This is a genomic window from Streptomyces sp. NPDC021019, assembly GCF_044333295.1.
Lineage (GTDB): Bacteria > Actinomycetota > Actinomycetes > Streptomycetales > Streptomycetaceae > Streptomyces.
On the sequence record NZ_JBIRQR010000001.1, the window covers coordinates 701,226 to 722,069 of the forward strand.

18 protein-coding genes are annotated in these 20,844 nt (G+C 73.1%); all 18 read right to left on the bottom strand.

What is annotated here, in order from left to right; all coding sequences use genetic code 11:
• Positions 1 to 393 precede the first annotated feature (393 nt).
• The 18 genes from ACH4RG_RS03235 to ACH4RG_RS03320 all read right to left on the bottom strand — a co-directional run bounded on the left by ACH4RG_RS03235 (position 394) and on the right by ACH4RG_RS03320 (position 20,661).
• Positions 394 to 1,293, bottom strand: coding sequence for an ABC transporter permease (locus ACH4RG_RS03235; protein WP_397918227.1), 900 nt, complete (start codon positions 1,291 to 1,293; stop codon positions 394 to 396).
• Positions 1,280 to 2,050 carry an ABC transporter ATP-binding protein gene (locus ACH4RG_RS03240; protein WP_398539043.1) on the bottom strand — a complete coding sequence of 257 codons (771 nt, stop codon included), beginning with the start codon at positions 2,048 to 2,050 and terminating at the stop codon, positions 1,280 to 1,282. Before ACH4RG_RS03240 ends, ACH4RG_RS03235 begins: the two co-directional genes overlap by 14 nt.
• Position 2,051: 1 nt before the next feature.
• On the bottom strand, positions 2,052 to 3,401 hold the full coding sequence (locus ACH4RG_RS03245) for a sulfate adenylyltransferase subunit 1 (protein WP_398539044.1): 1,350 nt from the start codon (positions 3,399 to 3,401) through the stop codon (positions 2,052 to 2,054).
• A gap of 2 nt (positions 3,402 to 3,403) precedes the next feature.
• Positions 3,404 to 4,336, bottom strand: coding sequence for a sulfate adenylyltransferase subunit CysD (gene cysD / locus ACH4RG_RS03250; RefSeq protein ID WP_397919246.1), 933 nt, complete (start codon positions 4,334 to 4,336; stop codon positions 3,404 to 3,406).
• A gap of 2 nt (positions 4,337 to 4,338) precedes the next feature.
• Positions 4,339 to 4,884: an adenylyl-sulfate kinase gene (cysC, locus tag ACH4RG_RS03255; RefSeq protein WP_397918224.1), complete on the bottom strand. Its 546-nt coding sequence runs from the start codon at positions 4,882 to 4,884 to the stop codon at positions 4,339 to 4,341.
• Positions 4,885 to 4,905: 21 nt separating this feature from the next.
• Positions 4,906 to 5,727: a glycosyltransferase gene (locus tag ACH4RG_RS03260; RefSeq protein ID WP_397918223.1), complete on the bottom strand. Its 822-nt coding sequence runs from the start codon at positions 5,725 to 5,727 to the stop codon at positions 4,906 to 4,908.
• Between the two features lie 82 nt (positions 5,728 to 5,809).
• Entirely contained in the window at positions 5,810 to 7,105 is a 1,296-nt protein-coding gene (locus ACH4RG_RS03265) for an ATP-grasp domain-containing protein (RefSeq protein WP_397918222.1), read from the bottom strand.
• A 30-nt stretch (positions 7,106 to 7,135) separates the two neighbouring features.
• Positions 7,136 to 7,936, bottom strand: coding sequence for a sulfotransferase (locus ACH4RG_RS03270; RefSeq protein ID WP_398539045.1), 801 nt, complete (start codon positions 7,934 to 7,936; stop codon positions 7,136 to 7,138).
• Entirely contained in the window at positions 7,933 to 8,832 is a 900-nt protein-coding gene (locus tag ACH4RG_RS03275; protein WP_398539046.1) for a sugar phosphate isomerase/epimerase family protein, read from the bottom strand. Before ACH4RG_RS03275 ends, ACH4RG_RS03270 begins: the two co-directional genes overlap by 4 nt.
• Positions 8,829 to 9,581: a hypothetical protein gene (locus ACH4RG_RS03280; RefSeq protein WP_397918219.1), complete on the bottom strand. Its 753-nt coding sequence runs from the start codon at positions 9,579 to 9,581 to the stop codon at positions 8,829 to 8,831. The genes ACH4RG_RS03275 and ACH4RG_RS03280 overlap by 4 nt, the downstream gene beginning before the upstream one ends.
• Positions 9,578 to 10,519: a Gfo/Idh/MocA family protein gene (locus ACH4RG_RS03285; RefSeq protein WP_398539047.1), complete on the bottom strand. Its 942-nt coding sequence runs from the start codon at positions 10,517 to 10,519 to the stop codon at positions 9,578 to 9,580. Before ACH4RG_RS03285 ends, ACH4RG_RS03280 begins: the two co-directional genes overlap by 4 nt.
• The gene (locus ACH4RG_RS03290; protein WP_397927540.1) at positions 10,516 to 12,069 is read right to left on the bottom strand and encodes an Ldh family oxidoreductase; all 1,554 of its coding nucleotides are present in this window, start codon (positions 12,067 to 12,069) and stop codon (positions 10,516 to 10,518) included. The genes ACH4RG_RS03285 and ACH4RG_RS03290 overlap by 4 nt, the downstream gene beginning before the upstream one ends.
• A 62-nt stretch (positions 12,070 to 12,131) precedes the next feature.
• Positions 12,132 to 12,539 (bottom strand): glyoxalase, encoded by a 408-nt coding sequence (locus ACH4RG_RS03295; RefSeq protein ID WP_397918216.1) that lies wholly within the window; start codon positions 12,537 to 12,539, stop codon positions 12,132 to 12,134.
• An 87-nt stretch (positions 12,540 to 12,626) separates the two neighbouring features.
• A complete protein-coding gene (locus ACH4RG_RS03300) occupies positions 12,627 to 13,919 on the bottom strand; it encodes an ATP-grasp domain-containing protein (RefSeq protein ID WP_398539048.1) in 1,293 nt (430 codons plus the stop codon).
• Between the two features lie 151 nt (positions 13,920 to 14,070).
• A complete protein-coding gene (locus ACH4RG_RS03305) occupies positions 14,071 to 15,402 on the bottom strand; it encodes an MFS transporter (RefSeq protein WP_398539049.1) in 1,332 nt (443 codons plus the stop codon).
• A complete protein-coding gene (locus ACH4RG_RS03310; protein ID WP_397918213.1) occupies positions 15,399 to 16,199 on the bottom strand; it encodes a polysaccharide deacetylase family protein in 801 nt (266 codons plus the stop codon). Before ACH4RG_RS03310 ends, ACH4RG_RS03305 begins: the two co-directional genes overlap by 4 nt.
• The gene (locus tag ACH4RG_RS03315; protein ID WP_398539050.1) at positions 16,196 to 19,336 is read right to left on the bottom strand and encodes an amino acid adenylation domain-containing protein; all 3,141 of its coding nucleotides are present in this window, start codon (positions 19,334 to 19,336) and stop codon (positions 16,196 to 16,198) included. The genes ACH4RG_RS03310 and ACH4RG_RS03315 overlap by 4 nt, the downstream gene beginning before the upstream one ends.
• The gene (locus tag ACH4RG_RS03320; protein ID WP_398539051.1) at positions 19,333 to 20,661 is read right to left on the bottom strand and encodes a nucleotide sugar dehydrogenase; all 1,329 of its coding nucleotides are present in this window, start codon (positions 20,659 to 20,661) and stop codon (positions 19,333 to 19,335) included. The genes ACH4RG_RS03315 and ACH4RG_RS03320 overlap by 4 nt, the downstream gene beginning before the upstream one ends.
• Positions 20,662 to 20,844 lie beyond the last annotated feature (183 nt).

The following is a 20,844-nucleotide window of genomic DNA, read 5'->3' on the forward strand; positions in this document are numbered from 1 at the left end:
AGGTCTCGAAGCCACCACGCCGGGACCGCCCGCGGTCGCCGTTCCGCGTCACTCGTGGCGCGGCATCGGCGAGGTCGGCTCGGGCGCCCTGCTGGTGTTCCGCCAGCGGGTTTCCCCGAGCCGCCTCCCACGTAGGTGTGGCCTTGCGCGGAAGGCCTGCGGTGGCCCGTGGGGTCTGGTCGGTCTTCGAGGACGAAGCCGGATGCTCCATGACGCCGCCGCAGGCTGGATCAGGGGCAGGGAGGTGAAGTGCCTAGCGTCATCCCTGGCGGCCACGGCCGCGTCGCGCTCACACGTCTGCTCGCGCCCGGAGGGCACCGGGTCGCCGGCATCTTCCGGCGTCCGGGACAGTCCGACCCCCTCCGCTCGGCAGGCTCCCGACCAGTCCTGTCGTCACTCCGCCGCAGGCAGTCCGCGGGCGTGCAGCACCCTCCGCTGTACGGGTCCGAAGACGCCGACCTCGACCAGCACACCGACTGCCAGCACGGCCACGGCTGCCGCCAGCACGAGGCTGAGACGGCCGCTGCGCCGGCCGGCGTCGAGCATCTGTCCGAGACCAGGCAGGGGCGAGGCGGTCATGAGCTCCGCTGTCATCAGGGCCCGCCAGCCGAATGCCCAGCCCTGCCGGAGCGCGGCCACCACACCGGGGAGAGCGGCCGGAAGCAGTACGTGGCGCACGCCTGCGGCTCCCGTCGCTCCCATCGAGCGGCCCGCCCGCACCAGGAGCGGTGGCACCTGGCCCAGCGCGGTCAGAACCCCAGTCGCCACGGAGGGGACGGCGCCGAGAAGCACCACCATGTACACCGCGCCGTGCGAGGTGCCGAGGCAGATCACGGCGATGGGCACGAGGACCGCGGCCGGCAGCGACTGGAACGCACTCAGCACTGGGGCGACCGGCACCCGCAGGAACCCGAACCGGTGGAGCAGCAGACCGAGGGGCACTCCCAGCACTGCTGATGCCGCGAATCCGACGAGACAGCGTCCCAGGCTGTGCAGCAGTCCGGAGCCGAGCGTCCCTGCGGACCAGGCTTCGGACAGGTCCCGCAGGACGGCCGACGGCGCGGGCAGCACAGACGAGAGGCCGAGCAGGTGGACCAGCTGCCAGACGCCTGCTACGAGCAGGACCGCCGAGCAACCGGGCCAGACCCGGCTCGCGGCACGCAGGAGCAGCACTCCTGTGCGGCCTTTGAAGGCGACTCCGTCGTGCGTCGTGCGGGGACGGTCCGCCGTGCATCGCTCGGAACCGGCGGGCGGTGCGCCCGACGGGCGGGCGGCGCTGTCAACGACGGGCATGGAGGTCGGCCTCCTCGCCGAGTCGGGTGGTGATCTCGTCGACGAGGCAGACCGCGTCCGGAGTGCCGGTGCCGGTGCCGGTGCCTCGTGCCGAGCGGCGTCCGACGGGCCACTCGGCCACGACGCGACCGGGATCCGACGACATCAGCACCACACGGTCTCCCAACGCCACGGCCTCCCTGACGTCGTGGGTCACGAACAGCACCGCCGTCCCCCGTTCCGCGCAGACACGGAGAAGTTCACCGTGCAGCACCCTCCGTGATACGGCGTCGAGCGCCGCGAACGGCTCGTCCATCAGCAGGACGTCCGTACCCTGTGCCAGGGCGCGGGCCAGGGCGACCCGCTGGCGCATGCCGCCGGACAGCTCATGCACCCGCTGCCCGTGGCTTTCGGGGAGTCCCACCAGGGCGAGCAGGCTCCTGGCCCGCGCCCGCCGGGAACCAGCGGCGACGCCAGCGAGACGGAGCGCGAGTTCGACGTTCTTCCCCGCCGTCAGCCACGGGAACAGGGCGTGGTCCTGGAACATCACGGCCGGACGTCCGGCCGCGACACCGATCCGCCCCGCGGTCACCGTATCCAGGCCCGCGATCAGATGGAGCAGCGTCGACTTGCCCGACCCGGAGGCACCGACGACGCACACGAACTCGCCCTTCGCGAGGCGCAGATGGACGTCGTCCAGCACGACGCGGCGGGCGGCGCCCGTGCCGTACGTCTTCGTGGCGCCGCAGACCTCGATGACCGCGGTGTGTCCTGTCACCTCAGAGGTCCCGCCCCTCGTCCGTGGTGGTGTCGGTGAAGGCGTCGCCTGCCATGCCGGCGGCGAGTGTCGTGCCGTCGGCGGGGTCGATCAGCAGGAACGAGCCGGTGCGCCGGGAGCGGGCGTAGGAGTCGAGGGCGAGCGGTTCGGCCGTGCGAACCACGACGCGGCCGATGTCGTTGGCGACGAGCTGCCCCGGGGCGGGGTGCTGGGACAGGTCGTCGAGGACGAGGCGCGAGGGGATGCCCCTGACGATCGCTTTGACGGTGCGGGTGGTGTGCTTGAGCAGCACCCGCTGGCCGACGACGAGCGGAGTGTCGGCGACGTGGCAGACCGTGGCCTCGACGTCCTGGGTGGTGGTGGGCGCGTCGCCGCTCGGTACGACGATGTCGCCGCGGGAGATGTCGATGTCGTCCTCCAGCAGGAGGGTGACCGACTGCGGTGTCCAGGCCAGGTCCACGGACCGGCCCAGCAGGTCGATCCCGGCGACTTTGGAGGTGTGGCCGGAGGGCAGCACGGTGACCTCCTCGCCCACCCGGAAGGCGCCCGCCGCGATCTGACCGGCGTAGCCACGGTAGTCGGGGTGCTCCGCCGTCCGCGGGCGGATCACGTACTGCACCGGGAAACGGCCATGTCCCGCGGCGCCTGTGTCCGCTCGCGGTGCGCCTCCGAGCGGAGGGGACGTCGGCACGGTTTCGAGGTGTTCGAGCACGGTCGGGCCGCCGTACCAGTCCATGGTCGCGGCAGGTTCCACCACGTTGTCACCGGTGAGGGCGGAGATCGGGATCGTGGTGACCTCGGGGACGCCGAGTCCGGTCGCGTACGCGGTGAACTCCGCGGCGATCGCGGCGAACACCGGCTCCGCGAAGTCGACCAAATCCATCTTGTTCACCGCCAGGACCACGTGCGGGACGCGCAGCAGCGCGGCGAGCGCCGCGTGCCGGCGGGTCTGCTCGACCACTCCGTTGCGCGCGTCGACCAGGATCACGGTCAGCTCGGCGGTCGACGCGCCCGTCACCATGTTCCGGGTGTACTGCACGTGCCCGGGCGTGTCCGCCAGGATGAACCGCCGCCGCGCCGTGGCGAAGTACCGATAGGCCACGTCGATGGTGATGCCCTGCTCCCGCTCGGCCCGCAGACCGTCCGTCAGCAGCGCCAGGTCCGGCGCCTCCTGGCCCCGCCGGCGCGAGACCGCCTCCACGGCCTCCAACTGGTCCGCCAGAACCGACTTCGAGTCGTGCAGCAGCCGTCCCACCAGGGTCGACTTCCCGTCGTCCACGGAACCCGCGGTCGCGAAGCGCAGCAGAGTGGTCGCCGACGACTGGGCGGTGAGCTGCTCGGTGCCGGTCATCTCTAGAAGTACCCTTCGCGTTTGCGGTCTTCCATCGCCGCCTCGGACAACTTGTCGTCGGCGCGTGTCGCGCCCCGCTCGGTGAGCCGGGAAGCGGTGATCTCCGCGATCACCGCGTCCAGCGTGGTCGCGTCCGAATCCACCGCGCCGGTGCAGGACATGTCCCCGACCGTGCGGTAGCGGATCAGCCGTTTCTCCACCGTCTCCGACTGTCGCGGACCGCCCCACTCACCCGCGGTCAGCCACATCCCGGACCGCCGGAACACCTCCCGCTCGTGCGCGAAGTAGATCTCCGGGAGGTCGATCCGCTCGCGCTGGACGTACTGCCACACATCCAGCTCGGTCCAGTTCGACAGGGGGAAGACCCGCACATGCTCCCCCGGCGCGTGACGGCCGTTGTACAGCTGCCACAGCTCCGGCCGCTGACGCCGCGGATCCCACTGCGAGAACTCGTCCCGCAGCGAGAACACCCGCTCCTTCGCGCGCGCCTTCTCCTCGTCACGCCGCCCGCCGCCGAACACCGCGTCGAAACGGTGCTCCTGGATCGCCTCCGTCAACGGCACCGTCTGCAGCGGATTGCGCGTCCCGTCCGGCCGCTCCCGCAACACACCGCGGTCGATGTACTCCTGCACCGACGCCACACGCAGCCGCAGCCCGTGCCGCGCCACCACGCGGTCCCGGTACGCGATCACCTCGGGAAAGTTGTGCCCCGTGTCCACGTGCAGCAGCGAGAACGGCACCGGCGCCGGCGCGAACGCCTTCAACGCCAGGTGCAGCATCACCTTGGAGTCCTTGCCACCGGAGAACAGGATCACCGGGCGTTCGAACTCGCCCGCCACCTCGCGGAAGATGTGCACCGCCTCGGACTCCAGGGCGTCCAGGTGCGACAGGGCGTACGGGCCGGCCGCCCCGTCCTGGACCGTCACGTCGGGCATCGTCACAGCAGACCCCTCTGGGTGAGCAGCGCATGAACGGCCCCGGCGGACTCCGCCACCGTCCGGTCCCGCGCATCGATCCGCAGGTCCGGTGCCACCGGCGCCTCGTACGGGTCGTCGACCCCGGTCAGGCCGCTGATCTCGCCGGCCGCCTGCTTCGCGTACAGGCCCTTCACATCGCGCGCCGAGCACACGTCCACCGGTGTGGCGACGTGCACCTCGACATACGCGGTGCCCTCCTGCCGATGGCGCTCGCGCACCGCCTCACGGCTGTCCGCGTACGGCGCGATCACCGGCACCAGCGCCAGCACACCGTTGGACGCCAGCAGTTCGGCGACGAAGCCGATCCGCTGCACGTTGACGTGCCGGTCCCCCCGGCCGAACCCCAGACCCGCCGAGAGGAACTCGCGGATCTCGTCGCCGTCCAGCAACTCCACCCGGCGGCCCTCCGCCCGCAGTCGCGCGGCCAGCGCGCGGGCGATCGTGGTCTTGCCGGCGCTCGGCAGACCCGTGAGCCAGATCGTGGCTCCCCCGTCGGCGCGGCCCATGTCCCCCGTACCCGCCATCGCTCAGGCCGCCGGCAGGGCAGTGGCCAACGAGTTCGCCGCCTGGAGGCCCACGTTGAGACCGGCGGCGGCGGGGTCGTCCGACCAGGGCTGCGTCCTCGCGCTGGCCGCGAACCGGCGCAGCGCGGCCGCCGGTGTGCTGCGCGGAGCCAGCCGGCCCGCACGCCACGCCTCCCGCAGGGCGATGCCCGCGCCCTTGCTGTTGCGGTGGGCCACGCGCAACCCCGGGGCGAAGTGCACCCGTCCACCGGACTCGGCGAGCCGCTCGACGAGGCCGTTGTCGCTCGCGGTGACCACGTCGGGGAACCCGCCGGCGGCGAGGAACTCCTTCGTCCAGACGGCCGAGTTGCCGCCTGCGAAGAAGGTGACCTCACTGCCGGGGCTGTGCTGGGCGTAACGGAACTCGTAGCGGTACTGGCGGGCGCGGGACACCACACTGCTGTCGAACGGCAGCACCCTGCCGGTGATCGCCGCCCGCTCGTGCGTGAGGGCCGCGTCGAGGACGGCGAACCAGTCGGGCAGGGGGCGGGCGTCGTCGTCGAGGAACGCCAGGACGTCGCCGGTCGCCTCCTGGCCGGCGAGGTTGCGGCCGGCCGCCGCGCCACGGCGCCGCTCGTGGCGCAGCAGGCGTACGGGGAAGGGGTGGGCCGTGTCCTCGACGCGCAGCGGGGTGTCGGAGGCGTCGTCCACGAGGATCACCTCGTGGACGATGCCCGTGTCGCACGCCGCGATCGCGGTCAGCAGGAGGTCGACGTCGGTGGGCCGGTTGTAGGTCGCGACCACCACGGAGACCTGCTTGCCGCCGTCGGGGGGTGTCGTGCTCATGGCTGTACTCCTTGCGGACGCTCGCCGACGGCCACGTCCGTGGGTCGGGTGGGGTTCGGAGGGTGCGGAGGTAGGCGGACGGTCACCGGGGCGAGGTGGCGGACGGATCGGTGATCCGGGCGGCGAACGGGTCGAGGACCTCGTCGACCTCGCCGAGCAGCGTGCCGAGTGTGGCGGCCTGCCCGTCGGCGGCGACCGGTTCCGTGGCGATCACGACGAGGGCCGCGGCCTCGGCGGCCCGCCGCACCGCGGTCTCCGTGTCCGCCGCGTGCACCACGACATAGCCGCAGCGGTCCTCCGACCAGCGCAGTTCGTGCACCCTGTCACCGGGTTCCACCTGGACGTCGACCTGGACGACGCCGTCCGCGGCCTCCGCCCGTGGCGTGCCGGTCACCGAGGTGACGGTTCCCGGGGAGGCGACGAGGAAGCGGATGGCCGCCGCGCCGTCCGGCTTCCCGGGTCGCGGCAGCGGGTCTCCGCCGAGGGCGAGGCGGTAGGTCGCCTCCTCCAGGTCGACGCCGTGCACCAGGCGGACCAGGTCGTTGATGCGGTCCCCGCCGCGTCGGCTGTGCGACTCGACGACGCGGGGACCGGCGGCGGTGAGGATCAGCTCGGTGTGCGCCGGGCCGTCGACCAGGCCCACGGCGTCCAGAAGGGCCTCGACCGTCGACGCGACGGCGGACAGTTCGCCGTCGTCCAGCGGCGCGGGCACGACATGACCCAGTTCGACCACGCCCTGCCCGGTCTCCTTGCCGGTGACGGCGACGACCGTGTGCGTTCCGGCCCGTGAGAACGTCTCGACGCTGAGCTCCTTGCCGACCAGCCACTCCTCGGCCATGAACTCCTCCAGGCCGAAGGCCTCACGCCATGCCCACGCCTCGTCGACCTCGTCGACGGACGCGATACGGCGGACGCCCAGGCTGCCGGAACCCATCGTGGGCTTGAGCACGGCCGCTCCCGCGGCCTTCACGAAGTCGTGCAGCTCGGCACGGGTCGGCCGGGTCACGGTCGCCACCGGCCCGATGCCGCGCTCGTTCAGCAGGGCGCGCAGGGCCGGCTTGTCGTGCAGCAGCCGGGTGGTCCGCTCGCTGTTGCCGGGCAGTCCGAGTGCGTCGGTGAGATGCCCCGCCACCGCCTGCGCGGCCTCGGTCTGCGTGAAGACACGGGCGAAGGGGCGCTGTTCGTGGAGGGCGCGCACGAGAGCGGTGACGGTGGGAACGTCCTGGTAGTCGACCAGCAGCAGTTGGGAGCAGTGTTCCACCACGTCCGGGTCGAACGCGGACGGCTTCTGGACGTGCACCACCTCCAGGCCGAGCGCTGCGGCCTTGCGGACGATGCCGGCCTTTCCGCCGACGACGAGAACGCGGGTTGCGGACAAGGGATTCACCTTCGGTAGGAGTTCGTCACATCAGGTCAGGACGGTTGCGGGGGCGGCGGAGGCACGCAGCGCCTCCCACACGGAAGCCGTGTCCTGCGGCAGCTCGCCGCCGGTGCCGGCGGCCGGGGACCGGGGCTTGAGTCCGGCCAGGTACGGCGCGAGGTCGAGGCCGGTGAACCGTGACAGGCGTTCGGTCTCCTCGCCCCGGCAGAGGGCGTGGTACTCGACCACCAGACGGCGCTCGGCCGGTACCCCGGGTGCGAAGTCGATCCAGTGTCCGTTCCACGCGGTCCACTTGGCGAGGGCCGCCGCCTCGGTGAGCGGCACGTAGGGCCGGTCGCCCTTCCAGCGCAGCATGGAGCGGGCGGCCTCCGTCGGGTGGCGCACCAGCATCACGTAGCGGGCCTTCGGCAGTACCTGGCGAAACCACGGCAGATGCAGCAGGTACTCGTTGTACTTGTCGCCCCAGTGCGGCAGTTCGCCCTGGGCGGTTGTCAGGATGTGCCGTGCCAGGGCCACCGGGTCGTCCCCGACCGCTCCCTCGGCGACGTCGCGGGCCGCGGCCCGCAGGCTCTGTTCCACCTGGGTGCGCCAGGGTCCGACGCCGGCGCCGTCCGGTGGGCGCCGGTCCAGCGCGTGCAGGATCTCGTCGGTGCGCAGATGGCGGTCGGCCAGGTCCTGGCCGCCCAGCCATCGGTGCAGCAGGTAGGGGAGTTTGCCGTTGACGGTGAAGTGGCCGCCCGCGTCGTGGAAGGCGAGGTTCATCGCGTAGGCGAGAGCCGTGGTGCCGCAGCGCTGGCTCCCGAGCAGGATCACGGGTGAGACGGTCATGCGCCGGCCTCCACCGTGTGCGCGTTCGGGTCGGCGGGGACGGCGTCCGCGCCCGGGGCACGCGTCATCTCGCGGAGCAGGCGCATGCACGTCGTGCTGGCCTCGAAGCCGCCGGTGGTGAACTCCTCGCCCCACGGCTCGTCCCGCTGGGCCTGTGTCAGCACCCGGCCGATACGCCAGTGGGTCTCCAGGGAGATCCAGTCCCGGTAGCCGTCCTCGGCCAGCCGGGCGAGGATCGCCGGCCAGGGCAGGTCCCCGTCACCGAGGCGGACGTAGGCATGCCGCCCGTCCGGGTCCTTGACATGGACGTGCCTGATGCGTTCGCGGCCGAGCGCGTAGTCCTGCGGGAAGGGGACGGGGTCCCAGCCGCTGAAGACGCTGTTGCCGGGATCCCACAGGACGCCGAGCCGGTCGTCGCCGAGGGCGTCCAGGAACTCCAGCGTGTGCCGCATGGTCGGGCTGTTGGTCCGCATGCCCGTCTCCACGAGCAGGGGGACCCGTCCGGCGGGGACGCCGTCCAGCACGTCACGGGCCGCGGCGGCCGCCTTGCGCGGGTCGGGGTCGCCCTGCCGGTAGAAGGTGAAGATGCGGACGAACGGTGCTCCGAGCAGCTCGGCCCGGCGCACGGAGTCGGCCACCAGCTCACGTGCGGCGTCCGTCTCCGCGGCGGTACGGGGCAGTTCGCACTTCAGCGCCGGAGGGTCGAACCCGGCCACCCGCAGTCCGTGCCGGGTCACGGTGTCCCGCACGCCGACGAGGGCGGCGTCATCCATGCGGTGCGGCGGCACGCCGTTGCTGGACCGGATCTCCAGGCCGTCGAAGCCGAGACGGGCCGTCGTGGCAGCCGCCTCCTCGATGTCCTGGGACAACTCGTCGTTGATGATGGCGAGTCTCACGAAGGGGTCTCCTCGCTGAGGGCCTGGGGAAGGGTGGGATCGGGGCCGTACCACTGGCACAGCAGCGCGGTGTCCTCGGCGAGGGACGGCGCCTTCGACTCGACGGTGACAGCGCGCAGTTCACCGGCCGCGTCGAGGACCCGCCGGGTCGCCCCGGGCCGGGCAGCGGCGAGGGGCCGGTGACGCGAGGTGCCGGGCGCCTCCCAGTCGAATCCCTTGACCTGGGCGTACGAGATCCGGTGGGCGAGCCGGGCCGCCGCCGCGACGGGGTCGCCGTCGATTCTGGCGAGGCCCATCGTGTCGAGCAGGACCGAGGTGCCCGCTCGGCGGCACAGCTCCTCGAGTTCGGGTACGGGGGCGTATCCGTGGTGGGTCTCCACGAGGACGAGGGAGCTGTCACCGACCCTCGCCGCCAGCGCGTCGACCTGCGCGAGCGTCAGGCCGATCCGGTCGGGGGCGGTGCACCCGGCGGACGCGAAGACCTTCACCGGCAGGCCCCGCTCGGGCCAGCGAAGGGCGCCGATCCCGCCCGGGGGATGGGCGGCGTCGCCGAGCACCGTGCCGACGCCGACGAAGCACACCTCCGCGCCGGCGGCGCGCAGGCCGGCGAGCCCCCCGGCCTCCCAGGCGTGGCCCTTGCCCTCCCTGACGTCGACCGCCGTGCCGCCGCACGAGAGGGCGAGGCCGGCGAGTGCGTCGGCGTCGAGGCCGGGCGCCGATCCGGAGGAGATGCCGATCAGCGGCCTCACACGACCACCGCCGCGGAGGCGGCGACCGACGAGAGGATCTCGGTCACCCCACGGGCGCCGTCGAGGTGGCAGCGCGCCGGGGAACGTCCCGCCGCGACGGCCTCCGCCATCTCCCGGTACACCTCGGTGCGCAGTTCCGCGGTCGGCGCGGTGGGCCAGGTCTGCTCCGTATCACCGATCTGGGTCATCACCGTGCCGTCGGTGATGTTGAAACCGCCGTCGGGCCCGAGGATCTGGAGCCGTTCGGTGCGCACCGTCGACTCGGCGGTCACGGTGAACGCCAGGGTGGCCCCGGACAGGAAGGTGACCATCCCCGTGACGCGGGTGTCGATGCCCGCGGCGACCTCCCGGGGCGGTGTCAGGCGTACCGACGCCGGCCGCCCGAGCAGCTGGCAGGCCAGGTCGAGGTAGTGGACTCCCAGGTGGGCGGAGATCCCGCCCAGCGCGGCGGCGGGGTCGCCGCGCCACCCGGCACGCCGGTAGTGGGCGGGAGGGCGGAACCGTGAAACCTCGAGAACCCCCGTGACGGACGGCGCCGACCAGGTGGCGGCGAGGGCCGCCGGTGGCAGCCGCATCCGGTGCTGGAGCATGACGCCGACCGGTAGACCGGTCCGCCGGGCCACGGCCGTCACCCGGTCGATCTCCTCCACGGACACGGCGGGCGGCTTCTCCAGGAGAACGGCCTTGCCCGCCTCCAGCACCTCGACCGCGAGTCGCGCGCGCCCGCCGGGGGGAACGCACAGGGCCACCATGCCGACGTCCGGGTCGTCGAGGAGCTCCCTCCATGAACCCGCCCGGCGATGATCGCCGGTGTCGACCGCGGGGGCCTCCTCCAGGACGGACACGACCCCCGCTTCCGGCAGCCGCTCGAGCGCGGCGGCGTGCTGCCGGCCGGCGACTCCGAATCCCACGATGCCCACACCGAGGCGCGTGCTCACGCGGCACCTCCCGCCGGGGCCGCGGCGGTCTCGGGGACAGCCCAGCCGAGCCGCTCGACGACCGACACCGGTACCGGCACGCCGTGTTCGGCGGCCACGGCCTCGGCCAGCCGCTCCTGCTGTTCCGGGAGATGGACGGCGGGCGGCCCCTGCGGGTAGCCGGCGGCCACCGCGCCCGACAGGGCGTCGAGCAGGTCGTCCACCGGGGGGTTGCCGAAGGCTTCCGGCGACAGGGCGAGGAACAGCTGGGAGCAGTCCATCGACCGCTCCGGCTCGGCACGTTGCTTGTGGACGAGAGGGCTCACCGTGCCGCCGGCGAGGATGCCGGCCAGCACCTCGGTGATCACCGCGACCCCGAGGCCTTTGTGACCGCCGAAGACCGGGACGGCACCGCCCCGGTCCAGCTCCTCCGGGTCGGTGGTCGGGCGGCCCTCGCGGTCCACCAGCCAGGTCGCGGGCACCCGTTCGCCGCGGTGCGCCGCGTGCCGGATCTTTCCGCTGGCGACGGTCCCGGTGGCGAAGTCCACGACGAGCGGGGGCCGGTCCTCCCGGGGGACGACCATGCACACCGCGTCGTTCCCGAGGGTGGGGCGCCCGGCGCCCGGGGCGGCGACGCTCGGGCCAGAGACGTTGAGGACGAGGCCGACCACGCCGTGGCGGACGAAGTGGTCCCGGTAGGCGGCGAGCATGCCGACATGGTTGTTCCCCCGGACGGCGACGGCCGCGAGCCCGGTGCGGGCCGCCTGCTCGGCACATCGCCGGGCCGCGAGATCGGCTGCGACCTGGCCGAAGCCGCCGTGGGCGTCGACGCGGACGACGGATCCGTTCTCCTGGGTCAGCTCGGGTTCGGCAGCGGGGTCGATGCCTCCCTGCCGCAGCCGGTCGAGGTACATCGGCAGCAGGCCGACGCCGTGCGAGAAGTGGCCCCGCACGTCGGCGTCGACGAGGACGCGGGCGACCAGGGCGGCGCGCTCGGCGGCGACGCCGGCTGCGGTCAGCGATCCGGTCGCCGCCTCCATCAGGGCGTCGGCGGTGAAGCGGACCTCCCCTTCCGGCCGGGGCTCGGGTCGGGGGGCGCGATTGAGGTGGACGGTCCGGTCTGCCCACGCCGCCGTCCCGGCGTCGGTGGTGACCAGGAGCACCGCGCTGCCCTGCCGGGCCGCGGTGCGCGCCAGTTCGACCGCGGACTCGTCGGCCGGCGGCACGGCGACGGCGTCGACGACCACGACGGGCGCCCGGACCGGCGAGACCGGCCTCCGGCCTCCGGCGGCCACCACGCTCACGCCCGGAGGCAGGACCGGGGCGATCCGCCGGGACCGGCGGGTCTCGCCGACGGTGACGGCGCCGTACTGGGCCCTCCGGTGTCCGGCGAGCACCTGGGTCAGTGCGGCCGCGGGCCCGGTGTCGTCCGCGAGTACCGCGACGATCTCGCCGGCGGCCACGGTGACGGTCAGCCCCGCGATCAGGATGCGCTCGGCGCCCTCGGGGCCCTCGGCCACGATGAGGTCCGCCACGCGGAATGCGGGCGGCCTGCCCGCTGCTTCGGTCATTGCTGGCTCCTCGAAATACCGTGGTACGGATCGGAACGAAACCGGGTCCGGTGGACCGGGGGTCAGGACGCGGTCTGCGGCTCCAGGAACTCCAGCCGGTTGCCGAACTTGTCGAAGGCGTAGAAACGGTCGTGGCCGGGGAAGTTGTCGTCCCACGTCACCTCGTGGCCGCCCTCCTCCAGGCGCTTGGCCAGGTCGCGCAGCGACCGGACGAGGATCCCGGGGTGCGCCTTGCGCGCGGGGGCGAAGTCCTGCTCGACGCCGAGGTGGACCTCGAGGCCGCCGCCGCGGAACCAGCACCCGCCGCGGGCGGCGAGCACCGGAGGCTTCTGCAGCTCGGTCATCCCGAGCACGTCGCCCCAGAACGCGCGGCACTCGTCCTCGCCGCCGGGCGGGATGGCGAGCTGGACGTGGTGCAGGCCTCCGAACGCGTAGTCGGTGGCCTTCGCCTCGTTGTTCTGTGCAGTCATCTCTCTTCTCTCTTCTCTCTGTTGTGCGCGCACCTGCCCGGCGCCGGGGACGGCGGGCAGGTGCCGTTCGGGCCGGCCGACGCGGTGTCAGCCGGTCGAGGCGAGTGCCTCGTGACGCGCGGCCATGCCGTCGCTGCGTACGGTGAACGACAGCTTTCGTACACCCTCCTGGGCCCGCCGCAGCGCCTCGTCCTGTGACGTGCCCACCGCGCAGACGTGTGCACCTCGGGCGAAGGAACCGGTGACCCCCTTGAGCCGTTTGCCCGGTTCGCGCAGCACTTCGACGTCGACGACGCCCTCCAGGGCACGGGCCTCGTCCTCGCCGGTGACCTCCACGATCTCGCCCACCGCGTCCGGGCACGCGTACCAGATGGCCGCCGCGCCCGGCCCGTCGTGCGGGGCGGCGAGGGCCGCCCGGACGTCGTCGAGGACCTTGATGCCGACGGCCTGGCGGGCGACGACGTTGATCAGGTCGACACCGCTGACCCGCGCCCACAGCTCGGGGATCTCGTCGCCGGCCGGGCGCAGGTGCGTCTCGACGATGTGGACGGCGTCCACGGCCACGATGACCTCGGTGTGGGTGACGCCCTGGCGGACGCCGAGTGCCGTCAGCATGTCGGTGACCGCGTCGCGGATCCGCCGGTCGTCGGCGTCCGGAAGCGGGGCGGGGACGACGTGGCCGACCTCGACGAAGTGGTCGTGCTCGGAGATCTTGCGGGTGACGCCCACGGCGAGGTGCTCGCCGTCCTCGCTGACGCACTCCACGCTGTACTCGTCACCGCTCAGGAACTGCTCGACAAGGAGGTCCGGCGTGTCCAGATCGCCGGCGCCCTCGGCCCCCCACCCGAGGGCCCGCTCGATGTCGGCGGGCCCGTCGATCCGGGTGACGCCCTTGCTGGCGACTCCGCGCACGGGCTTGCAGATCAGCGGGTAGCCGGTCCGCTCGGCGACCTTGCGCACCCCTTCGACGTCGTGGACGGTCTCGGCGACGACGCTGCCGATCCCGGCCCCGGCCAGCACCCTCCGCATCTCGTACTTGTCGGCCACGGCCCGGACCGTGTCGGCGGTGTGCCAGGCGAGACCGAGGTCGAGCCCGATGGCCGCGGTCTTCTCGGTGTCCTTCTCCGTGAAGTTGGTCAGCCGGTCGACCGGGTCGACGGCGTGCACGAACCGCGCGGCGGCCACCCACTCCTCGACGGGAGCGTCCTCGCGGAGCACGATCAGGCGCTGGATCTTCTCCCGGCTGCGCAGCCGGGGCACCACCTCCGGCCGGCAGATGACGGTCGTGCGCAGCCCGGGCCAGGCGTCGCGCGCGCGGTCCGGCAGATCACGGCCGCCGCTGACGATCAGAAGGTGCTGGGGCGGGGGTGTGTCGGACATGCTTTCCTCCGTCAGTACGCATTCCGCCGGTGTACGGGAATGGGTCGGTGCGGGTTCCGTCTGGTGACGGGTGGTGAGGTGTCGTCGTGCGGTACCGGACCGGCCGACCGGGCCCGCTCCGAGGAGCGGAGCCGGTCGGGGTGCTCGGCGGTCAGGAGCCGCTCGTGGCAGGTACGGGCTCGGCGTCCGGACCGGGCTCGGCGTCCGGACCGGGCTCGGCGTCCGGACCGGGCCCGGCGGCCGCGGGCGCCGGCTTCTGCCGGGTGCCGAGCCAGCTCAGGGCGGCCGAGAGCGGGAAGCAGACCGCGATGATCAGCCAGCCGCCCGGCCCCATTCCGGAGAGGAGCCACAGCACCACGGCCGGCCCGGCGATCTCCGCCGCCGAGAAGCCCACGTTGAAGAAGGCGAGGTATCTGCCCTGGGCGGCCTCGGGCGACATCGCGAAGGAGATCTCCCAGGACGACGCCGAGTGCAGCAGCTCCCCGAAGGTCAGCAGGAGCAGCGCCGTCATGAGAGTCATGATCGCCCAGCCGGAGGTGTCCGACCAGCCGCTCGCCGCGAAGGCGACGCATGCGAGGAGCAGCAGCACCGACGACCAGGTGGTGGCCCGGGTCGCGGAGGCCAGGCTGTCGATGTGCCGTGTCGTCCGGACCTGGCCCAGCACCGTGATCACCGTGTTGGTGGTGACCAGGACGGTGATCATCCAGATCGGTGACCGGGTGTGCTCGGCCACCCACAGCGGCAGCACGGTGATCAGGATCGCGTCGTGCAGGAACATCACACCGTTCGCCGCGGTGACCGCCACGAACCGCCAGTCGCGGATCGGCGGGACGACCGCCTTCGCGTTCTCGCCCTCGGCGGTGTCCTTGGCCTTCGCCGGGCCGACCCTGGGCAGCATCCAGACGAGGACGAACACCACGAGGAAGCTGAACGCGTTGCCGATGAACAGCCATTGGAACGCCGCCTTCGACCCGGTGGTCAGGGCGATGCCGGCGAGCGAGAAACCGACGGTGAAACCGAGGTTGCGAAGGGACCGGATGAACCCCATCGTGCGGTTGCGTTCGGACCCGGTGATCAGCCGGCCCACCAGGGCCTGGTTCAGGGGCTGCCCGGCCCGGTCCATGACGTACAGCAGGCTGGCCGTCACCACGAACTCGGTGAATCCCTCGACCCGCATGTAGGCGAGGTAGCCGACGGCCCGCCACAGGCAGACCACCAGGATGATGTTCCTCGGGCCGAAGCGGTCCGCGAGCATGCCCATGGGCACGGTGGTGGCGAGTCCGACGACGCCCGCGATCGCCAGGCCCACGCCGAGCTGAGTCTCGCTGAGGCCGCCGAAGCGCGTGAAGTACAGGGCGGAGCCGGCCAGGAACATGCCGGTGCCCATGGAGCCGATCAACGCGTTCACCGCGATGATCCGGGACTCCCGGGTGGCGGGCAGCGCCCCGGCCAACCGGGTGCGCCACGACTTCTGTCCGGTCATCTCTCTTCCCCCTCGGAAGCGGTCGGGACGGGCCGGGTGGGCAGGGCGGTCGGCCCGTCCCACCCGCTGCGCCAGTGGCGCACCAGTCCGGCCCAGGTGTCGGCCGCCCCGGAGGGCAGGTAGGTTCTCCGGATCCGCTGCGGGTCGGCGGTCCATGCGACGGCGGGCGAGCGGACCGTTCCGAAGGCCAGGACGTCGTCGGGGAGGTACGGCTGGTCGGGCACCCCGCCGTAGGGGTAGGCGAACAGCCGGGCCGGGGACGGCCCGAACCGCTCGCGGATGTCGTCGAGCGATCCCAGGGTCTGGGCCCTGCCGTCGGCCGCGGGGACGCGGTCGAGGTGCGGGTGGGTACGGGTGTGGGCGCCGATCAGGTGTCCCTCCCGCGCCAGCCGGTCGCATGCCTCGTACGTCAGGTAGTCCTCGCGCGGACGGGTGCTGCGCCGGCCCAGCATTCCGGTGCAGACGAAGAACACCGCCCGGACGCCGAGGCGGTCCAGGATGTCCCGCGCGTGGGTCGCGTTGTCGCGGTAGCCGTCGTCGAAGGTGACGAGCACCGTGGGACGCTCCGGCCGGCGCGGGCCTCCGTCGGCGAGCAGGTCCGCCGGGTCGTACGGATCGAATCGTTCGAGGACCTGCTCCATGCCTCGTTCGAACTCGTCCGGGGACAGAGCGGTGTAGTGCCGCACGTCCGGGTGCACATGGTGGAAGTACAGGACCAGCGGCCATCCGGGCGCACTGCCCGTCGCGGGCTGGTGTTCGGCCGGGATGCCGGGGACCAGGGGCGGCGCCGTCGTCATCGGGCACCGCCTTCCACGGGCGGGGCGGCGTCCGGCCGGGGCGTGGCCGGGAGTCCGGCGGAGGAGTCCAGGGCCTGCCGCATCACGCGGTCGACGCAGCCGGCCAGCTCTTCGATCCGTTCCGCACTCCAGTGGACCGTGGAGTACTTGAGGCTCATCTCCAGCTGCCCGTCGACGAAGTCGCCCTCGGCCATGAGCAGGTAGCGCTCCCGCTGGAGCGGCGAGCGGTGGGCGCCGAAGCTCTCCTGCGCGGGGCGGAGCGCCGTGCCCGGCGCGCGCTGCTCCAGCCGCAGGAGATGACCGCGGAAGTTGAGCCGGACCAGGGGGCGCGGACACGCCGCGAGCGCCGCCCGTTCCGCGGGGTCGGGCGAGAGGAAGCGCAACGCGTCGAACCCGTAGCGGCGTTCGGGCAGGGCTGCGGGACCGCCGAGCGCGGTGACGAGCGCGGACATGCCCTCGCCCTCCCAGCGCAGGACGGCCGGATAGGTGCTCTGGACATAGCCGACCGTGCGGGACAGGTCGAGGCCGCCCGGGGACACGTCACGGCTGTGCGCGTAGACGTCGACGCCGTGCACGGGCTCCCCGGTCCAGGCCGCCAGACCGCCGACGAGGCAGCCGAGCGCGAAGTCGTGCGGGGCGATGCCGGCCTCGGGAAGGCGGTGGGTCACCTGCCGGGTAGTCTCCGCGGGCAGCCGGAAGCGGTGGGTGCGCAGGGTGGGCAGCGGAGCGGGGCCCTCCGCGTCGGGGCGCAGCGCGGCGAACTCCCGGGTGCGCGCCCGCCACTGGGCGGCGTCCTCGCGTGCCTGCGCGGTGTTCACCCAGTCCCGCAGCGCGGCGCCGACGGCCCGCGGTCCCGTCGCGGCACCGCCCGGCCGCCCGTCGCCCAGCAGCTGTTCGAGGTCGTCGACGAGCAGGCCCATCGAGACGCCGTCGAGCACGAAGTGGTGCACCGTCAGGAGCAGCCGGGCCCCGGAGTCTCCGCACTCCGCGTACAGCAGACCGAAGACCCGGCCCTCCGCGAGCGACATCGACGTCTGGGCCGCGGCCAGCGCGTCCTCCAGCCGGGCGGTGCGTTCCTCCGGTACGGCCGCGGCCAGGTCGACGACACGGACGGCATCCGCCGGGTCGGACTCCCTCAGCACGACCGTGCCGTCCTCACGCAGCGCCGTGCGCAGCGCGGGGTGACGTCGCCGCAGGGCCCCCGCCACCCGGGCGAGACGGTCGGCGGACAGCCCCGAGGCGGTCGTGAACAGGGCGTTCAGGCAGAAGTGGTCGCGTTCGGGCAGGTCGCCGTCGCGCAGCCAGCGGTGCTGGGCGGGCAGCAGGTCGAGCGGGCCGTCCGGCTCCTCCTCGACGGCCTCCGGCGCGCGGCGGCGGTCCGCCCTGGCGACGGCGGCGCGGGCCGTGCGTCCGACGAGCAGGTCCCCAGGGTGCATGGAGACGCCCCGCGCCCGCATCTGCGCGCAGACGCGCAGGGCCATGAGGGAGTCGCCGCCCTGGGCGAGGAAGTCGTCGTCGGGCCCGAGCTCCGGCGCGAGCAGCAGAGCGCGGAGCAGGCCGAGGACGGTGTCCAGGGGGGGCCGCGCTGTCATGACGTCGTCCGGGACGGGCGTCGCGCCGGCGGCGAGGGCGGCTGCCGCGGCCGCGGCGGCCGCCCGGCGGTCGGTCTTGCCGGAGGTGGTCAGGGGCAGCCGGTCGAGCACCGCGATGCGGCCCGGTACCAGGTAGGCGGGGACCCGCTCACGCAGGTGCTCCCGGACCGCCCGGGGGTCGGGGCCCGCACCGTTGCGGGCCACGGCGGCCGCGAGCACGTTCCCGCCGGCGCCGTCGTCGAGGGTGAACGCGGTCGCGGAGGTGATGCCGGGGGTGTCGAGCAGATGGCGGTCGACCTCGTCGAGCTCGATGCGATGGCCGCGCACCTTCACCTGGTTGTCGACGCGCCCCAGGAACTCGATGCCGCCGTCCTGCCGGCGCACCACCATGTCGCCGGTGCGGTACATCCGAGCCCCGGGAGCCGCCGCGTACGGGTCGGGCGGGAAACGCTCCTGGGTCCTCGCGGCGTCGTGCAGATAGCCGGTGGCGAGCAGCTCGCCACCGATCCACAGTTCGCCCGGCTCGCCGTCGGCGACCGGGCGGCGGTGCTCGTCGAGCACCCGTGCCACGCGGTCGCCGACCGGCTCGCCGATGGGCAGCCCGGCCGTTCCCGGCACGTCGTCGCCGGGGGCGAGCACCAGGGCGGTCGCCGTGATGACGGTCTCGGTGGGGCCGTACCCGTTCACCAGCACGGTGTGCGCGAGATTGGTGCGGAGGTGGGCGCGGGCGTCCGCGGCGGTGGCGTTCTCGCCGCCGATCACGACCGTACGGACTCCGGCGAAGGAGGGGTCGTCGGCGCCGTCGAGTTCCGCGCACAGCATGCGCCAGTATGCCGTGGGGAGTTGGAGGACCGTCACCGCCAGCTCCCGGACGACGGACGCGAGGTGCGCGGTGTCAGGGGCGCTGCCCGCACCGTGGAAGGCGAGGGTCCCCCCTGCGACGAGAGTCGGCCAGATCTCCTCCTGGGCGACGTCGAATCCGAGGCTCGCGAACTGCAGCACCGTGCTGTGCGGCCCGAGGGCGAACAGGTCCACGGACGCGGTGACATGACCGGCCAGCGCACGGTGCCCCACCAGGACGCCCTTGGGCGTCCCGGTGGATCCCGAGGTGTAGACGACGTAGGCGCCCAGGTCGCCGGGCAGGGTGCCTCCGACGGTGGGGTCCGCCGGGGGCGGGGCCGTCGACCGCTCTGCGGAAGGCCGCGGAGGTGCCGTTCCGCCGTCGAGAACCACCACGGCTCCGCTGTGGTCGAGGACGTACGCGAGGCGCTCCGCGGGGGTCTGCGTGTCGACGGGCACGAACGCGGCGCCCGCGAGCCACGTCCCCAGCATCGCGACGACCGCCTCCGGGCCGGAGGGCATATGCACGGCGACCGTGTCGCCGCGCCGCACGCCGCGACCCGCGAGGGTCAGCGCGGCCTGTTCGGCACGACTCCACAGTTGCCCGTAGGTCACCGTGCCGTCCGGTGTCCGCAGGGCGACGGCTGTGGGACGGGCGGCCGCGTGAGCACCGATCAGCGCCGGGACTGCGGGGTGGCCGGTCATGCGTACTCGCCCTTCGCCGTCGTGCCGGGCCCGCTGGGGTCGAGAACGAGCCGTGCGTGGGCCAGTAGTTCGCTGTCGTACATCCGGTGCCTCTGCACGATGATCGTCAGGTCCGCCGCCGCGAGGTCGGTCACCAGGTCCCGTCCGGCGGGCACGGGCCGGCCGCGCGCGGAGAACGTGCTCACGTACGGGTCGTGGAACATCACCTCGGCGCCCGCGCCCAGCAGTTCGACGGCGAGCGGCTCGGCCGGCGAGTGCCGCGTGTCGGCGACGTCCGGCTTGTAGGTGACGCCCAGCAGGAGCACCCTGGCCCCGCGGGCGGCGACGTTGGTCGCGGTGAGGAGTTCCTGCGCGCGCGAGGCGACCCAGACAGGAATCGAGTCGTTGATCCGCTGCGCCTGCTCGGCCATCCGGAACGGCACCCCGGCCTGCGTGGCCCGGTGGACGAGGTAGAGCGGGTCGACCGGAATGCAATGGCCGCCCACACCGGCACCGGGACGGAACGGAGTGAAGCCGAAGGGCTTCGTGGCGGCGGCCGCGATGGTGTCCCAGACGTCGACGCCCAGGCGGTGGCAGATCTGTGCGAACTCGTTGACCAGCGCCAGGTTCACCTGCCGGTAGGTGTTCTCCAGGATCTTCGCGGCCTCCGCCTCGCGACTGGAGCGGGTGACGTGCACCAGGTCCGTGAGCCCCGCGTAGAACGCGGCGGCGCGAGCGCCGCACTCCGCCGTCAGGCCGCCGACCACCTTCGGCGTGTTGTGGAAGCCGTACCGGGTGTTGCCCGGGTCCACCCGCTCCGGCGAGAAGGCGAGGTGGAAGTCCTTTCCCGCCGTGAGACCGGACTCCTCCAGAATGTCGCGGATGACACCGTCGGTGGTACCGGGGTAGGTGGTGGACTCGATGATCACGAGCTGTCCGGCCGTCAGGTGGTGGCGGACCGTGCGCACCGCGGAGAGCAGCGGCTCCAGGTCCGGTACCCCGTGGGTGTCCACCGGCGTGGGAACGCACAGGGCGATGACGGAGCACTCACGGAGGAACGAGGGGTCCGTGGTGGCGTCCAGGAGCGGTGCCACGGACTCCAACTCGGCACGGGTGACCGTGTCGACGGGCGTGCGGCCGATGTTGACCTGCGCCACGAGGAAGTCGCTGAGATCGAGTCCCCGGGTGCGGTGCCCACCCGCCGCCGCGGCTACGGCGAGTGGGAGCCCCGCGTAGCCGATCCCCACGACGGCGATGTCGACCGTGCGGTCGTGGTGCGCGTGCGGAGCGAGGTCGGTGAGTACCGGCCCGGGCGGCCCGGATGGTGCGGCGGCGATGACGTCCATCGAACTCTCCTGATGCGCGAACTGGGAAGTGAAGGGCGGGGCGGGCAGCGCCCTACCACCAACCGTTGTCGCTCTGAGGAAGCTCGACGGTCCTCTCGGAAACCGACGCGAGAACGCGGTCGTTCGCGGTGACCGGATCGGCCGTGACGGACTGAACCATTCCGGCCACGACAAGACAGGAAG

Bases quoted from the DNA above. Each gene is read 5' to 3' on its own strand.
- ACH4RG_RS03235 (WP_397918227.1), bottom strand. From the start codon at position 1,293: ATGCCCGTCGTTGACAGCGCCGCCCGCCCGTCGGGCGCACCGCCCGCC.
- ACH4RG_RS03245 (WP_398539044.1), bottom strand. From the start codon at position 3,401: ATGACCGGCACCGAGCAGCTCACCGCCCAGTCGTCGGCGACCACTCTG.
- cysD (WP_397919246.1), bottom strand. From the start codon at position 4,336: ATGCCCGACGTGACGGTCCAGGACGGGGCGGCCGGCCCGTACGCCCTG.
- cysC (WP_397918224.1), bottom strand. From the start codon at position 4,884: ATGGGCCGCGCCGACGGGGGAGCCACGATCTGGCTCACGGGTCTGCCG.
- ACH4RG_RS03260 (WP_397918223.1), bottom strand. From the start codon at position 5,727: ATGAGCACGACACCCCCCGACGGCGGCAAGCAGGTCTCCGTGGTGGTC.
- ACH4RG_RS03270 (WP_398539045.1), bottom strand. From the start codon at position 7,936: ATGACCGTCTCACCCGTGATCCTGCTCGGGAGCCAGCGCTGCGGCACC.
- ACH4RG_RS03290 (WP_397927540.1), bottom strand. From the start codon at position 12,069: ATGACCGAAGCAGCGGGCAGGCCGCCCGCATTCCGCGTGGCGGACCTC.
- ACH4RG_RS03295 (WP_397918216.1), bottom strand. From the start codon at position 12,539: ATGACTGCACAGAACAACGAGGCGAAGGCCACCGACTACGCGTTCGGA.
- ACH4RG_RS03300 (WP_398539048.1), bottom strand. From the start codon at position 13,919: ATGTCCGACACACCCCCGCCCCAGCACCTTCTGATCGTCAGCGGCGGC.
- ACH4RG_RS03305 (WP_398539049.1), bottom strand. From the start codon at position 15,402: ATGACCGGACAGAAGTCGTGGCGCACCCGGTTGGCCGGGGCGCTGCCC.
- ACH4RG_RS03310 (WP_397918213.1), bottom strand. From the start codon at position 16,199: ATGACGACGGCGCCGCCCCTGGTCCCCGGCATCCCGGCCGAACACCAG.
- ACH4RG_RS03315 (WP_398539050.1), bottom strand. From the start codon at position 19,336: ATGACCGGCCACCCCGCAGTCCCGGCGCTGATCGGTGCTCACGCGGCC.
- ACH4RG_RS03320 (WP_398539051.1), bottom strand. From the start codon at position 20,661: ATGGACGTCATCGCCGCCGCACCATCCGGGCCGCCCGGGCCGGTACTC.